Origin of the sequence: Sulfitobacter sp. HGT1, assembly GCF_013282155.1 — a bacterium.
In the GTDB taxonomy this organism is placed as follows: Bacteria; Pseudomonadota; Alphaproteobacteria; order Rhodobacterales; family Rhodobacteraceae; genus Sulfitobacter.
Map to the genome: position 1 here is coordinate 511,237 of NZ_BLWI01000008.1, position 14,948 is coordinate 526,184.

General features: G+C 59.1%; 12 protein-coding genes. 5 read left to right on the plus strand and 7 right to left on the minus strand.

The window, feature by feature from the left end; genetic code table 11:
• Window positions 1-22: 22 nt before the first annotated feature.
• Complete coding sequence (acnA, locus tag HGT1_RS08645; protein ID WP_176249520.1) at window positions 23-2,797, minus strand: aconitate hydratase AcnA; 2,775 nt, start codon at window positions 2,795-2,797, stop codon at window positions 23-25.
• Window positions 2,798-3,030: 233 nt separating this feature from the next.
• Between acnA and HGT1_RS08650 the strand changes: the two genes are divergently transcribed.
• On the plus strand, window positions 3,031-3,729 hold the full coding sequence (locus HGT1_RS08650; protein WP_176249521.1) for a thioredoxin family protein: 699 nt from the start codon (window positions 3,031-3,033) through the stop codon (window positions 3,727-3,729).
• 1 nt (window position 3,730) lies between these two features.
• Here HGT1_RS08650 and HGT1_RS08655 read toward each other — a convergent pair whose 3' ends face one another.
• From HGT1_RS08655 to purB, 5 genes are all read right to left on the minus strand, one after another.
• Window positions 3,731-4,633: a lysophospholipid acyltransferase family protein gene (locus tag HGT1_RS08655; protein ID WP_176249522.1), complete on the minus strand. Its 903-nt coding sequence runs from the start codon at window positions 4,631-4,633 to the stop codon at window positions 3,731-3,733.
• 66 nt (window positions 4,634-4,699) lie between these two features.
• A complete protein-coding gene (locus HGT1_RS08660) occupies window positions 4,700-5,773 on the minus strand; it encodes a FliG C-terminal domain-containing protein (protein ID WP_176249523.1) in 1,074 nt (357 codons plus the stop codon).
• A 79-nt stretch (window positions 5,774-5,852) separates the two neighbouring features.
• Window positions 5,853-6,374, minus strand: coding sequence for a M48 family metallopeptidase (locus HGT1_RS08665; protein ID WP_176249524.1), 522 nt, complete (start codon window positions 6,372-6,374; stop codon window positions 5,853-5,855).
• Window positions 6,375-6,474: 100 nt separating this feature from the next.
• Window positions 6,475-6,630: a hypothetical protein gene (locus HGT1_RS08670; RefSeq protein WP_176249073.1), complete on the minus strand. Its 156-nt coding sequence runs from the start codon at window positions 6,628-6,630 to the stop codon at window positions 6,475-6,477.
• Window positions 6,631-6,731: 101 nt separating this feature from the next.
• Window positions 6,732-8,036: an adenylosuccinate lyase gene (gene purB / locus HGT1_RS08675; protein WP_176249525.1), complete on the minus strand. Its 1,305-nt coding sequence runs from the start codon at window positions 8,034-8,036 to the stop codon at window positions 6,732-6,734.
• 257 nt (window positions 8,037-8,293) lie between these two features.
• Between purB and HGT1_RS08680 the strand changes: the two genes are divergently transcribed.
• The 4 genes from HGT1_RS08680 (at window position 8,294) to arsJ (ending at window position 12,684) form a co-directional block, all read left to right on the plus strand.
• Window positions 8,294-9,442, plus strand: coding sequence for a PLP-dependent aspartate aminotransferase family protein (locus HGT1_RS08680; RefSeq protein WP_176249526.1), 1,149 nt, complete (start codon window positions 8,294-8,296; stop codon window positions 9,440-9,442).
• A 135-nt stretch (window positions 9,443-9,577) separates the two neighbouring features.
• Window positions 9,578-10,420 (plus strand): helix-turn-helix domain-containing protein, encoded by an 843-nt coding sequence (locus HGT1_RS08685; protein ID WP_176249527.1) that lies wholly within the window; start codon window positions 9,578-9,580, stop codon window positions 10,418-10,420.
• Window positions 10,421-10,423: 3 nt separating this feature from the next.
• Entirely contained in the window at window positions 10,424-11,422 is a 999-nt protein-coding gene (locus tag HGT1_RS08690) for an ArsJ-associated glyceraldehyde-3-phosphate dehydrogenase (protein ID WP_176249528.1), read from the plus strand.
• 26 nt (window positions 11,423-11,448) lie between these two features.
• The gene (arsJ, locus tag HGT1_RS08695) at window positions 11,449-12,684 is read left to right on the plus strand and encodes an organoarsenical effux MFS transporter ArsJ (RefSeq protein ID WP_176249742.1); all 1,236 of its coding nucleotides are present in this window, start codon (window positions 11,449-11,451) and stop codon (window positions 12,682-12,684) included.
• A 28-nt stretch (window positions 12,685-12,712) separates the two neighbouring features.
• Here the strand turns inward: arsJ and HGT1_RS08700 are convergent, their stop codons facing one another.
• Complete coding sequence (locus tag HGT1_RS08700) at window positions 12,713-14,800, minus strand: molybdopterin oxidoreductase family protein (protein ID WP_176249529.1); 2,088 nt, start codon at window positions 14,798-14,800, stop codon at window positions 12,713-12,715.
• Window positions 14,801-14,948: the final 148 nt, after the last annotated feature.

Genomic DNA, 14,948 nt, shown 5'->3' on the forward strand with positions numbered 1-14,948 from the left:
TTCAATCTTTATGTCAATAGGATCAGGCCGATTTTGCCAGATCGCGCAGAACGTAATGCAGCACGCCACCGTGTTCGATATATTCGATCTCGATCGCGGTATCGATGCGGCACTTGATCATGATCTCTTTGACCGAACCGTCAGCCATTGTGATCGTGCAAGGCACTTCTTGCAGCGGCTTGATCGTATCCAGACCCGAGATCGAAACGGTTTCCTGACCGGTCAGACCCAAGCTTTTGCGCGTGTCACCATTGGTGAATTCGAACGGGATAACGCCCATACCAACCAGGTTGGAGCGGTGAATACGCTCGAAGCTTTCGGCGATCACGGCCTTGACGCCCAGCAATGCTGTGCCCTTGGCCGCCCAGTCACGCGAAGACCCGGCACCGTATTGTTCACCACCAAAGATCACCAGCGGTGTGCCGGCATCCTGATAGGCCATGGCTGCGTCAAAGATCGACGTTTGCTTGCCATCCGGGCCGTTTGTATAGCCGCCCTCGACCCCGTCCAGCATCTCGTTCTTGATACGGATGTTGGCGAATGTGCCGCGCATCATGACTTCGTGGTTACCACGACGCGAGCCATAGGAGTTGAATTCGCGCACAGGCACCTGATGCTCCATCAGATATTGACCGGCAGGTGTGGTTTCCTTGAACGATCCGGCAGGGCTGATGTGGTCGGTTGTGATCATGTCACCCAAGACAGCCAGTACTTTGGCACCTTCGATGTTGGTGATCACGCCCGGCTCTGGCGACATGCCCTGGAAATAGGGCGGGTTCTGAACGTATGTCGACGCGGGTGGCCAGTTGTAGGTCTTGGCATCCGTCGTCTCGACCGCCTGCCACTTTTCGTCGCCCTTGAACACGTCGGCGTACTTCTCTTGGAAGGCTGCGCGCGTCACGGTCTTTTCGACCAGTTCGGCAACTTCCTGCGTGGTTGGCCAGATGTCTTTCAAATAGACGTCATTGCCGTTTTGATCCTGACCCAAAGGTGCGTGTGCAAGATCGACGTTCATGTCACCGACCAGCGCATAGGCCACAACCAGTGGCGGGGACGCCAGATAGTTGGCGCGCACGTCAGGGGAAATGCGGCCTTCAAAGTTGCGGTTACCCGACAAGACCGAGGTACCGATCAGGTCGTAGTCGTTGATTGCCTTGCTGATCGCAGGCTCCAGCGGGCCGGAGTTACCGATACAGGTCGTGCAGCCATAACCAACAAGGTTAAAGCCGATCGCGTCCAGGTCTTCTTGCAGGTTTGCGGCCTCAAGATAGGCGGAAACCACCTGAGAACCGGGGGCCAGCGATGTCTTGACCCAAGGCTTGCGGGTCAGGCCAAGCGCGCGCGCTTTGCGTGCAACCAGACCGGCACCGATCATCACGTAAGGGTTCGATGTGTTGGTACACGATGTGATCGACGCGATCACGATGGACCCGTCATGCAGCTGGTAATGGCCATCGTCGGTCATCACATAGCCGCGCTTGTGGTTGCCCTCGTCGCCGGGGATCACCTGTGGCTCCGGCTGGCCGCCCTCGCCTTCCCAACGCACTTCGGCGGCGGGTGACGCGTCTTTGCCCGCGCGGACACCTTTGACGTAATCGGAAAATGCAGTGTGCGCAGAGGTCAGCGCGATATAGTCCTGCGGACGCTTGGGGCCGGAAATCGCAGGCACGATGGTGCCCATGTCCAGCGACAGCGTGTCGGTGTAGATCGGCGCATAATCATCGCCGCGCCACATGCCGTTTTCCTTGGCATAGGCTTCGACCAGCGCAATGCGGTCTTCTTCGCGGCCGGTTGTGCGCAGGTAGCGCAGGGTTTCGCCGTCAATCGGGAAGAAACCACAGGTCGCGCCATATTCAGGTGCCATGTTGGCGATGGTCGCACGGTCTGCCAGTGGCAAGTGATCCAGACCTTCGCCGTAGAATTCGACGAATTTGGAAACCACGCCTTTTTCACGCAGCATTTCGACGACTTTCAACACAAGGTCGGTACCAGTGGTGCCTTCCATCATGCGGCCTGTCAGCTCGAAACCCACAACTTCGGGGATCAGCATCGAAATCGGCTGGCCCAGCATCGCGGCTTCGGCCTCGATCCCGCCAACGCCCCAGCCCAGAACGGCCATGCCGTTGACCATGGTGGTGTGGCTGTCTGTACCGACCAGCGTGTCAGGGTACGCAACCTCAACACCGTTCTGGTCTTTGTCGGTCCAAACGGTTTGCGCCAGATATTCAAGGTTCACCTGGTGGCAGATGCCGGTACCGGGGGGCACAACGCGGAAGTTGTTAAACGCCTTTTGGCCCCACTTGAGGAATGTATAGCGTTCGATGTTGCGCTCGTATTCGCGGTCCACGTTCATCTGGAACGCGCGCGGGTTGCCGAATTCGTCAATCATGACCGAGTGGTCGATGACCAGATCAACAGGGTTCAACGGGTTGATCTTGTCAGCGTCGCCACCCAAAGCAACCAGACCGTCGCGCATCGCGGCCAAATCAACAACCGCCGGAACGCCGGTGAAATCCTGCATCAGAACGCGGGCCGGACGATAGGCGATCTCGCGCGGGTTCTGGCCGCCCTTGGCACCCCATTCGGCAAATGCCTTGATGTCGTCAACGGTGACGGTCTTGCCGTCCTCGAAACGCAGCATGTTTTCCAACACCACTTTCAACGCGGCGGGCAATTTCGAGAAATCACCAAGCCCGGCTTCCTGAGCGGCGGGAATCGAATAATAGGCAATAGATTGATCGCCAGACGTCAGCGTCTTGCGTGTCTTGGCGGTGTCCTGGCCAACGATGATGGTCATGGGAGCTCCCTTCGATGGGTTGAAAACAGATTGGCGGCTTGGCGCCTAGATGCCGTATTGCGCGCGCCGTTTCAACTGTAATCCATCACGGAAATCGCTTTTGTATACCATTGTGTACAGAAATTGATGTAAATTCCGGCTTTCAGGACGTAACAATGGCTCAACAAAGCTTGAGTGGTAATTGAGCGAAGCCCGGTCTACAAAAAACCTGCCTTGTGAAAGTTGTCCGATTGATGAACATCCTGTTTTCCACCCTTCTCGCCGCGGGCGTCGCCTTGGCTGCGCCCTTGATCGCTCAGGACCGGCCTGTGGTGGTTGAACTGTTCACCTCGCAAGGGTGTTCGTCCTGCCCGCCTGCGGATGAGATTCTGGCAGAGCTGTCCAAGCGCGACGATGTGATCGCTTTGGCGCTGCACGTGGATTATTGGGATTACATCGGGTGGAAGGACCAGTTCGGCAACCCCGACCACGCCGCGCGCCAACGCGCCTATGCCGCAGCCGGCGGGCGCAAATCGGTCTACACCCCCGAGATGATCATCAATGGCAGCACCGATATCGTAGGCGCGAAACCCATGGCCGTTGCCCAGGCCATTGCCGCCCACAAAAACGACCCCCTGCGCGTCAATCTTACCCTGTCACGCAAGGGCGATAGCCTTGCGATCAATGCGGAGACAGTAAACGGGGCAAAAGGTCCGTTCACGGTGCACCTGCTGCAATATACGCCGATGGAAATGACCCATATCAAACGGGGCGAAAACGCAGGTCACGCATTTGAATATCACAACATCGCCAAGAACTGGTCGGTGTTGGGGACCTGGACAGCAGACCAACCGCTGATCCTGACCGCGCCGTTAAAAGGGGCCTCGCCCGCGGTGGTGATCATCCAGCACAGCAATGCCGGCCCCATTGTGGCAGCGGCGCGCGTCAAGTAATTCAGTCTTCGTTTGGCCGCCAGCGCCGGTGCACCCAGAACCATTGTTCGGGATGCGCCTTGACCCGTGCGGCCAGACTGTCGTTCAGGGCCTGCGTCATGGTTATCGCGTCAGAATGCGCGATCGGTGCCTCGAGCACGGCATCGAAAGACACACCATCAGACTGCCGGATCCCGTAAAACGGGATCAAAAGCGCGTCATAGCGCAAGGCAAGCTCAGCCGCTGAAAGGGCCGTGTTTGCGGGCTGCCCCAGAAAATCGAGCTTGGGTGCGCCAAAGACATGCTGGTCAAACAACAACACAAGCTGCCCGCCATTCTTGAGGTGCCGCACGAACCCTGCCGTGCCGCGCCGCCCTTGCGGAAAAACCGGCCCGCCGAACGCTTCCATGGTTTTCACATAATGCGCGTTGAAATAGGGGTTTTTCATGTCGCGGTACAATCCGCCAATGTCAAAGCCCCGCGCAACGAGGCAGGCGCGGGTCGCCTCGTAATTGCCGAAATGCCCGGTGACCAGAATGACCGCCTGCCCCTTGGCCGCGGCGGCTTGCAAGGCTTTGACACCGGGGCCCCGAGGGGTGTTTTGCGCCATGCGCGCGGGAAAATCGTCAGCAGAATAGTTTTCGATAAAGCTCCGGCCCACGTTGTTCAGGCACCCGGCAACGATTTCGTCCCTGCGCTTGCGCGTCAAATCAGGCCAGATCAACGACAGGTTTTCGGCAGCGCGACGGCGATACCCTGCTGCGGGGCCGATCACATGCTGCACGACCCACCCCACAAAGGCCAACCGCGCCCGAAACGGGATCAACAGCGCGACGCGGATCAGCCCGACGATCAACGCATTCGTCAAGTAGTGACCTGCGCGCCGCGCAAACGGATCTTGGGGGGGACGCTTCGGATCTGTCATATACCTCTGCCAGATGGCTGCACTATCGCGCTGTTTACAGCGCGCAAACGCAGGCAACAAGCAGGATCAGGGTTCCTCCTCCTCCTCGACAATCAATTGCAAATCGCCATCCGCCTCCATATCGCGGATCACGGTGACAAAGGCGGCCATCGCGTCTTCGGCATCCGAGGGTTTGACCGTCCCCGCATCAGTGACGTCTTCGCGCAACTGATCCGCCATCCGGCCCGACATGTTTTCAAGAATAAAGTCGAATACATCTTTCATCCCGGCGGCTTCGGCACCGGCAAGGGCAATCACCAGCTGTGACTGTTCGGCGCGGCGCAATATGGCCGGAATGTCGCGCGGCGACACCCGTACGGGGATGTTTGCAAAGGTAAAGATCGCTTTGCGCACAGCGGTGGCAAAGCCACGGTCCGCCTCGTCCAGACCGGTTAACATGTCATCGCGCGTCAGCGAGGTTGAAGAATTCAGGATCGCGCCCAACCGTTCCACCGGCCCTGTATCAAATGCTTTGGGCGGCACGGTGTCCAGCTGGCTGGCAAGGGAAATACCAATGCGTTCAACCGCTTGGGGCGTGACAGTGCTGGTCAGCGATATCGCATAGGTGATCTGGCGCGCCACCGGCCCGGGAAGCAGCCCCAACAGTTCGGCTGCCAATGCGACCTTGAGTTTTGACAGCACCACAGCCGCGACTTCGATGCTTTCGTTTTTCACCATCGGCAAAAGGCTGGCCGCGTCCAACCCCCGCAGACGGTCCCACGGGTCACCCATTTCGCGCACGCCCGCTTCCTTGCGCAGGCGTTCGGCGGTTTGTTTGCTGATTTTTCCGTCCAGCGCGGAAATGGCCCCGACCATCCCGCCGGGAAAGGACAGCCCGATGCTGTCCAGTTCCTGAGCAAATTCTTCGACGACAGAGGCGAGCGTTTCGCGGTCAACCGTGCGCATCGCCCCCATTTGCTGGGTCAGGCTGGCCTGAAGCGCCTCCGGCAGATCCTCCAGCGGGATATCCGCCCCCTCGTTCAGCAGCAAACGCACCACAATCGCGGCTTTCGCCCGCCGTGACAATCTGGCCGCGCCCGGCAGCGCAGATCCCATCATCTGACCGGGTTGAATTTGCCCTAACGTTGCAAGTTCATTCATTAAATTTCATCTCTGACTGCCACTATGCCTTTCAGCGTTGTCGCAGCCAGAAATGAACAAAAAACGAACAGATTTAACCTCAGTAGTTAAAAGTCTGTCCAGTTGCGATGGCAGTGCGCAAAGACGCCTCTGCCCATGTACCCGTCCCGCCATAAGACCGGATCGCGCGCAATTGCGCCAAAGCATCGGCAATATTGCCCTGCTCCACCATGCCCTGCCCCATATAGGACCGCGCAAGAATATTGGCCGGGTTCACTTCGAGCGCGCGGGAGTAATACTCCATGCCGATATCCGCATTGCCCATTTTACGGTTTGTGAAACCCATATAGGTCAATCTGCGGTCATCATCCTGCGGCATTGCAGCAAGCACGATCTGCGCGCCCGCGTAATCGCCGGCATAGGCCAGTTGGCGCACCGTTTGATACAGATCGTCCGGTGTCAGACGGCTGTCCTGCGCAGAGGTGCATTTTTTGGTCTTTTTATCAAAAACCATGCCCTTTTCACAGGTCACCGTTGGTTTCGGCGGCGTTGATTCTTCGCCAGCGGCAAAAGCGGCGAATGGTAGAGCGGCGGCAAGAGCAGACGCCAGAAGGACGCGCATAACGGAATTCCCTAAGCCTATTCAAAGTAATTCGATCTTACTTTTACTTTACCTAGGGCAAAGTGAAACTAGTGAAATAATATTCACGTTTACTTGGGGATCAGGACGTTGCCGCCGTCACACATGTCGCCGTTTCGGCATCATACACGGTCCCTTCGGCGCAAGACATCGCATGTTCTGGCGACGAACATGCTGCAAAGCCAAAGGTTGGAAGCACCACAAGGGCCAAAGTCGACAAGGTAAATGCAAGTTTCATCAGACTACTCCTTTGAGACGCATCAAAGCGTACAACGGCTTTGTGCGTTCTCAAAGGAATATTGCAAATCAGCCTATCTGATCGGTTAATTCGCCCTGAAATCAGTCTTTAAAGACGCGGGCAAAGATCGTGTCGACATGTTTGGTGTGATAGGCAAGGTCGAATTTTTCTTCGATTTCCTCGGCACTTAGCGCGGCCAGAACCTCTGGGTCGGCCAGCAATTCCGTTTTGAAATCCTTGCCCTCTTCCCAGACTTTCATCGCATTGCGCTGCACCAGCTTATAGCTGTCTTCGCGGCTGACGCCTGCCTGTGTCAACGCCAGCAAAACCCGCTGAGACATCACCAAGCCGCTGAATTTATTCATGTTGGCCAGCATGTTGTCAGGATAGATCAGCATCTTGTCGATCACGCCGGTCAACCGGTGCAACGCGAAATCAAGGGTGATCGTGGTGTCCGGCCCGATCGCACGCTCGACCGAGGAATGCGAGATGTCACGCTCGTGCCACAGGGTGACGTTTTCCATCGCAGGGATCACGGCCATTCGAATCGTACGGGCAAGACCGGTCAGGTTTTCGGTCAGCACCGGGTTCTTTTTATGGGGCATCGCCGAGGAGCCCTTTTGACCTGCCGAGAAGAACTCGGCACCCTCGAGAACTTCGGTGCGCTGCATGTGGCGCACTTCGGTGGCGACGTTTTCGATGGAGCTGGCAACAACACCAAGGGCCGCAAAGAACGCCGCGTGACGGTCGCGCGGGATGACCTGTGTGCTGATCGGTTCGGGGACAAGACCCAACTGCTCGCAGACGTGCTCTTCTACGCGGGGGTCGATGTTGGCGAATGTGCCGACAGCGCCCGAGATCGCACCGGTGGCGATTTCTTCGCGGGCGGTTTTCAGGCGGGTCAGGTTGCGGTCCATTTCGGCATAGAAACGCGCGAAGGTCAGGCCCATCGTGGTCGGTTCGGCGTGAATGCCGTGGCTGCGGCCCACCCGCAATGTGTCTTTATGTTCAATCGCGCGGCGCTTGAGGGCGGCCAGAAGATGCCCCATATCGTCGATCAGGATATCGGCAGCGCGGGTCAGCTGGACGTTGAAACATGTGTCGAGCACATCCGAAGATGTCATGCCCTGATGCACGAAACGCGCCTCGTCGCTGCCCACATGTTCGGCCAGATGGGTCAGGAACGCGATAACGTCATGTTTGGTCACGGCTTCGATTTCGTCGATGCGGGCCACGTCAAATTCAACGTCTTTGGCTTTCCAGACCGCGTCGGCATTGGCCTGCGGGATCACGCCCAGCCTGGCCATCGCGTCACAGGCATGCGCCTCGATCTCGAACCAGATGCGGAACTTGGTTTCGGGGGACCAGATTGCAACCATCTCGGGGCGGGAATAGCGGGGAATCATGCGTGATACCTTTATCTAGGGGCGTAGGGGTTCGAGCGCGGCATAGACCGCGGGGGGGTAAAGAACAAGGCTCAACGGGGGTTTGCGGGCATCCGGCGTGGCGTTTGGCCGGAATTAAGGATGCCTCCGGCAGGAGTTTAAGGGGCAAAATGAAAGGGAACGTGGCGTTCAGTGATTTACGGGCTGGCAGTTTTGCAAGGCGCGGGTTTAGGTGTAGGAGATTGAAAACAGGTCATCTTTGAGGAGTGGCGCAAACCATGTCTGATACTTCACGATTGAGCCCCGCCACCATCGCAGCACAGGCCGCCGGTGCGGTCGACCCGCAAAGCGGTGGTGTTGTGCCGCCTTTGCAAATGGCCACCACCTATTTGCGCGATGCGCAGTATCAGCCCTTGCGGCCTGACAATATTTACCTCCGCGATCAAAGCGATATCGTGCGGGTCGCGGAAACCGTGCTGGCCCAGCTTGAGGGGGCCGCCGAGGCGTTGTTGTTCCCTTCGGGCATGGCCGCGATTGCAGCGGCGTTTCGCACCGTTCCGAATGGTGGCTGCGTTTTGGTGCAGTCGCAAATCTATTGGGGGACGACCAAATGGCTGCGCGATTTCTGCACCCGTCGCGATATCGCCTTGCACGAGGTGGAAGCATCGGATGCCACCGCGTTCGAGACCGCCTGTGTTGCGCTTGAACCGTCGCTTGTGCTGATCGAGACCCCGTCGAACCCGTGGCTGCGGGTCACGGATATCGAGGCTGCCGCCAGAGCCGTTCACGCCGTTGGGGGGTTGTTGATGGTCGACAGCACCGCCGCCACCCCTGTGTTGCAAAGGCCGCTGGCCTTGGGGGCTGACATCGTGATGCATTCGGCCACCAAGGGGATCAACGGCCATTCGGATGTCTTGGCGGGTGTGTTGGCAACCAACGACGCGGACGCGCCGATCTGGACGGATATCAAGGCGGACCGCCATGATGCGGGCGCGGTCATTGGCCCCTTTGAGGCATGGTTGCTGGTGCGCGGTATGCGGACCCTACCCTTGCGGATGCGGGAAATGTCGCGCAACGCCCAAGCCCTGGCTGAGTTTCTGGACCAGCATGAGCAGGTGGAAACCGTGATGTATCCCGGATTGCCGCATCATCCCGGCTTTGATGTCGCCACCCGCCAGATGAGCGGCGGCTTTGGGCCGTTGCTATCCTTTGTCGTGAAAGGCGGTGCACCTGCCGCCTTGGCCGCTGCCGGCAAACTGGCGCTGTTTCACCGTGCGACATCCTTGGGCGGGGTCGAAAGTCTGGTCGAACATCGCCACACGATCGAGCCGCATACCGGCATTCCCGAGGGTCTGTTGCGCCTGTCGGTGGGGATCGAGGATATCGAGGACCTGAAAGCGGATCTGAGCCAAGCCCTCGCGGTCTGACTTTGACCTGCAATGAAAAGCGGCGCGTCTGGTGAACGGGCGCGCCGCTTTTTTATTGCCCGTGCGGCATGTTTCTGCGGCAAATCAAATCAAACCCCGTTGACAGGCCTTCCATACTTCAAATATTCATGAAATATGGAATCAATGCTCATCGACCGCCTCTCCACCCTGAGTCATCCGCAAAGGATGGGAGTGTTCCGCTTGCTGATGCGGCGCTGTCCGGATGCGCTGCCTGCGGGTGAAATTGCCCAAGCGCTGGACCTCAAAGCCAGCACGGCATCGGTGTATCTGTCTGCCTTGACCCAAGCGGGGCTGATTTCGCAACGCCGTGACGGGACGCGGTTGCTTTATGCCGTCAATCTGGATGCCACCCGCGAGGTCGTGTCGGATCTGTTTCTGGACTGCTGCCGGGGGCGCGCCGATCTGTGTCCGCCGCAGTTTGCCGGTCTTCTTGAGGGGATCGCCCCCGCATCTGGGCCGAAATTCACCGTCTTGTTCCTGTGTACCGGCAACTCGGCCCGTTCGATCCTGGCTGAAACCATTTTGCGCGACATGGCGGGTGACCGGTTCACGGCCTATTCCGCAGGCACAGCGCACCGGTCCGAACTGAACCCCTTTGCCGTTGAAATGCTGCGGAGCAAGGGGCATGACGTGTCCCCCCTTCGGTCCAAGAATCTTGCCGAGTTTCAGGGGCCAGACGCGCCCAAGATGGATTTCGTCTTTACCGTTTGTGATCGCGCCGCGAACGAAGACTGTCCAACATGGCGCGGACACCCCGTTTCGGGCCATTGGGGCATGGCAGACCCTGTGAAAGCCGAAGGAACCGAAGCGGAAAAGCGTCTTGCCTTTCACCAGACCTATGGCGCGCTGCACAACCGGATCAGCGCTTTTACGTCGCTGTCGTTCGAAGCGTTGGACCGTGCGGCCTTGCAAAAACACGTCGACGCCATCGGCAAAGACATATCCACACAGGAATAGATCATGACAACCTATGCACTTAACGGCCTTGGCCGGATCGGTAAAATTGCCCTGCGCCCCCTGCTGGAACGCGGGGCCAAGATCGCCTTTATCAATGATGCGGTGGGCGATCCGGCGATGCACGCGCATCTGCTGGAATTTGATTCCGTTCACGGACGCTGGCCCGCCAAATTCGAGGCCGATGCAGATGCGATCAGCATCGATGGCATGCGCATTCCGGTCACCGGCACCCGCAATCTGGAAGACCTGCCCTTGGAGGGCGTTGATGTCGTGATCGACTGCACCGGCGCGTTCAAGACCGAAGCCAAGCTGGCCCCGTATTTTGCAGCTGGCGTGAAAAAGGTCATCGTATCGGCCCCGGTCAAGGACGGCCCCACGGCGAACATCGTTTATGGTGTGAATGACGAGATCTATGACGCGGACACCCACCAGATCATCACAGCGGCAAGCTGTACGACGAATTGCCTGGCACCGGTGGTCAAGGTATTGCTGGACGGGATCGGCATCAAACACGGGTCCATCACCACGATCCATGACGTGACCAATACCCAGACGATTGTGGACCGCCCCGCCAAGGACTTGCGCCGCGCGCGGTCGGCTTTGACCAACCTGATCCCCACCACGACCGGATCGGCGACGGCGATCACATTGATCTATCCCGAACTGGCCGGAAAGCTGAACGGCCATGCGGTGCGCGTGCCGTTGCTGAACGCCTCCATCACCGATTGCGTGTTTGAAATGGCCCGCGAAACGACGGTGGAGGAAGTAAACGCCCTGTTCGAGACCGCCGCCAATGGCCCGCTTCAGGGTATCCTGGGCTATGAGACCCGGCCTTTGGTGTCATCGGATTACACGAACGATACCCGCAGCAGTATCATCGACGCGCCATCGACGATGGTGGTGAATGGCACGCAGGTGAAAATCTATGCGTGGTATGATAATGAATACGGCTATGCCTACCGGCTGGTCGATGTGGCCTTGATGGTTGGGGGCAAGCTGTGACACGCCCTGCGGGCTTTGCAGCCTATATGACGGTGACGGCGGCCTATTGGGCCTTCATGCTGACCGACGGTGCCCTGCGGATGCTGGTGCTGCTGCATTTCCACACGCTGGGCTTTTCGCCGGTGCAACTGGCCTATCTGTTTGTGCTGTACGAAATCGCAGGTGTTGTGACCAACCTGTCGGCGGGGTGGATCGCCGCGCGGTTTGGTCTGACGGCGACGCTTTATGCCGGGCTTGCCCTGCAGGTGGTCGCGTTACTGGCGCTGGCGCAGCTTGATCCGGCGTGGGGCATCACCGCGTCTGTCGTCTTTGTCATGCTGGTGCAGGGCATGTCGGGCGTTGCCAAGGATCTGGCCAAGATGAGCTCCAAAAGTGCGGTGAAAATCCTTGCCCCTACGGATGGTGGCGGGTTGTTTCGCTGGGTAGCGCTGCTGACCGGTTCAAAGAATGCCGTCAAGGGCTGCGGATTTTTGCTGGGGGCGGCGCTGTTGGCCATACTGGGGTTTGTCCCGTCGGTGCTGACGATGGCCGCGATCCTGTTTGTCATCCTTGCCGGTGTTGTCGTCGGGATGCCAACGGGCCTGCCGGTCGGGCGCAAGGATGCAAAATTCCTTGAGGTGTTTTCAAAGAACCGCAACATCAACTGGCTCAGCGCTGCGCGGCTGTTTTTGTTCGGGGCGCGGGATGTGTGGTTTGTGGTGGGCATCCCGATCTATTTCTATGCGGTGCTGTCTGACGGATCAGAGGCCGGTAACCGTGCCGCGTTCTTTATGATCGGGTCGTTCATGGCGGTGTGGACCATCCTTTACGGCGTCGTGCAGGGCTGGGCACCGCGCATTTTGCGGGCGGCATCCCGCAGTGACGCACAGATTTTGGCGCAGGCGCGGGCATGGGTCGCGGCGCTAGTGATCGTGCCGACAGCGCTGGCCGCTTTGGTCTGGGTCGCCCCCGCGCCGTCCACCCCGCTCACGGTGACACTCGTTCTGGGCCTGCTGGTTTTCGGAGGGATTTTTGCCGTGAATTCAGCGCTCCATTCCTTTTTGATCCTCAGCTTTACCGATGCGAAACGGGTCACGATGGATGTGGGGTTCTACTATATGTCCAACGCGGCGGGGCGGTTGGTGGGGACCGTGCTGTCGGGCCTGACCTATCAACTGGGCGGGCTTGCGCTGTGCCTGGGTACGGCGGCGGTGATGATCGCCATCAGCTTGCTTGCCACAGCGCAGCTTGATGACCGATCCCCTGACACGGCAGCGGTGTAACCCTTCTGATCTGAGCGCCGGATCGCGCTCAGGACGCAAGATCGATACGCACCGGCACCCCGTTAAAGGCGGCATTCCCCGTCAGCGGGTCAATGCGGCGGTCATCGGTCAGATCGTTGATTGAAACGGTCCCCGCACTTGCCGCCACGCTGATCGTGTCACCGCTTTGGCCCCACCCTTGCGGGATCGAAACGACACCCGGTGCCATCGTATCCGTAATCTCGACCGGCAACGTCACCGTCCCAACGCGGGACGACACCCGCACGTCCATCCCATCGCTGATCCCCAGACGATCTGCATCTGTGATATTGACCTCGACGGTACAGCGGTTGCGCCCCTTGACCAGACGCGGGCTGTTCTGGGTCCAGCTGTTGTGACTGCGGACCTGCCGACGGCCGATCATGGCAAAAGGAAATTCGGCGTCCCGCTGATCCACAAACGCCAGCAGACGCGGCAGATCTTCCAGATAGACCGACGGCGCAAGGTGAAGCCGCTGATCGGGCGTTTCGAGCCGGTCGGTCAGACAGGGCTGCAACGGGCCAAGGTCCAGCGCGGTGCCTGCCTCCAGCATCGCCTCGACCGTGACCTGCGGGTGGTATCCTTTGGTCAAAGCGGATTGCAGCACGTCTTCGGGGGAAGGGCCGATGTCATTGGCACCGTTCAACCGCGCGGTCAGTCGGGCGATCAGCTCCCATTCAGGCATCACGTTTTTGGGCGGATCAAACAGCGGGCGGGCATAGGCGGCGGTATTGCGCACGGCAAAGCTGTGGAACACCATGTCATAGACGGCCTCCTCCAGCGCAACGGTTCCGGGCAGGATCAAATCGGCATGGCGCGAGGTGTCGTTGATGTGGATATCCACGCAGATCACAAACTCCAGCTTTTCGATGGCCCGCTCGATCCGCCGCCCGTTTGGCGCGGTCAGAACCGGATTGCCCGCAACGGTGACCAGCGCCTTGATCTGGCCGTCGCCTGCGGTTTCCATTTCCTCGGCCATCACCGAGACAGGAAATTCGCCGTTGTACAAAGGCTGGCCGGACACACGCGAACGCGCCTCGGGATAGCTGCGCACCTTGCCTTTGCGCGATGTCATGCCCGCGTAATCGAATGCGGGCGTGGTGAACATCGCACCGCCCTCGGCGTCAAAGTTTCCGGTGATGACATTAAGCGCATATGCCGCCCACAGGGACAGCCCGCCAAAGCTTTGGGTTGAGGCCCCCATGCGCGCATAACACACGGCGCGCTTGGCCCCGGTGAAACTGGCCGCAAGCGCACGGATCGTGCCCGCGTCAATGCCTGTCACTTCGGCTGCCATTTCCGGCGTAAAGGGCGCGGCGGCTGCTTGCAGCGCGTCCAGACCGCTCACCACAGGCTCAAGATGCCCCAGACGCTGCTTGCCCGTGGCGAAAACCTCGTGGATCAGCGCAAGCAGCAAAACGGCATCGGTCTCGGGGCGGATAAAGTGATGCGCCGCAGCCTTTTCGGCTGTTTCGGTGCGGCGCGGGTCGATCACCACCACCTGCCCCCCCCGTGCTGCGATTTCGTCCATGCGTTTGCCAAATCCGGGCGCGGTCATCATCGACCCGTTCGACACCAGCGGATTGCCCCCCAAGATCAACATGAAATCCGTGCGATCCACATCGGGGATCGGCATCAGCATCGGGTGGCCCAGCATGTGAATTGATGCAACGTGATGGGGGATCTGATCTGCCGTCGCCGAGGAATAGCGGTTCTTGGTGCCCAACGCCCGAACCAGCCCCGGAAGGTTCAACAGATTGCCGAATTTATGCGCGTTGGGATTGCCCAGATAAACCCCGACCGCGTCTTTGCCATATGCCTCTTGCACGGCGCGCAGGCGGGTTGTGGCCACGTCCAGCGCTTCCTCCCAAGACACCTCTTTGAATGCGCCATCCACCTTGAGCAGTGGCGCGGTCACACGGTCGGGATCGGTGCGAAAATCCTGCAACGCGACGGCCTTGGGGCAGATATGCCCCCGCGACAGGGGATCGTCAGGGTCGGGTTTGACGCTGATCACCCGATCCTTGGTGTGGGTGATGATCAGGCCGCACATGGCCTCGCAAATATTGCAGGTGCGATAGTGTTTTTGTTCGGTCATGATCTGCCCTCCCCCTTGGTCGCGCTATGGTGTGATACCTGCGTCGCCATCGGTATTATTCAGGGCAACGGCAAAGCCGCTGCCGCCCAAGGCTAGACCGAGTTCCCAAAGAAGCGAAAGGGTTTCCCGCGCAACGCCGTAACGTCAC

Excerpts from the sequence above, each read along its gene's own strand:
- acnA (WP_176249520.1), bottom strand. The coding sequence starts at position 2,797 with ATGACCATCATCGTTGGCCAGGACACCGCCAAGACACGCAAGACGCTG.
- HGT1_RS08650 (WP_176249521.1), top strand. The coding sequence starts at position 3,031 with ATGAACATCCTGTTTTCCACCCTTCTCGCCGCGGGCGTCGCCTTGGCT.
- HGT1_RS08655 (WP_176249522.1), bottom strand. The coding sequence starts at position 4,633 with ATGACAGATCCGAAGCGTCCCCCCCAAGATCCGTTTGCGCGGCGCGCA.
- HGT1_RS08660 (WP_176249523.1), bottom strand. The coding sequence starts at position 5,773 with ATGAATGAACTTGCAACGTTAGGGCAAATTCAACCCGGTCAGATGATG.
- HGT1_RS08665 (WP_176249524.1), bottom strand. The coding sequence starts at position 6,374 with ATGCGCGTCCTTCTGGCGTCTGCTCTTGCCGCCGCTCTACCATTCGCC.
- HGT1_RS08670 (WP_176249073.1), bottom strand. The coding sequence starts at position 6,630 with ATGAAACTTGCATTTACCTTGTCGACTTTGGCCCTTGTGGTGCTTCCA.
- purB (WP_176249525.1), bottom strand. The coding sequence starts at position 8,036 with ATGATTCCCCGCTATTCCCGCCCCGAGATGGTTGCAATCTGGTCCCCC.
- HGT1_RS08680 (WP_176249526.1), top strand. The coding sequence starts at position 8,294 with ATGTCTGATACTTCACGATTGAGCCCCGCCACCATCGCAGCACAGGCC.
- HGT1_RS08685 (WP_176249527.1), top strand. The coding sequence starts at position 9,578 with ATGGAATCAATGCTCATCGACCGCCTCTCCACCCTGAGTCATCCGCAA.
- HGT1_RS08690 (WP_176249528.1), top strand. The coding sequence starts at position 10,424 with ATGACAACCTATGCACTTAACGGCCTTGGCCGGATCGGTAAAATTGCC.
- arsJ (WP_176249742.1), top strand. The coding sequence starts at position 11,449 with ATGACGGTGACGGCGGCCTATTGGGCCTTCATGCTGACCGACGGTGCC.
- HGT1_RS08700 (WP_176249529.1), bottom strand. The coding sequence starts at position 14,800 with ATGACCGAACAAAAACACTATCGCACCTGCAATATTTGCGAGGCCATG.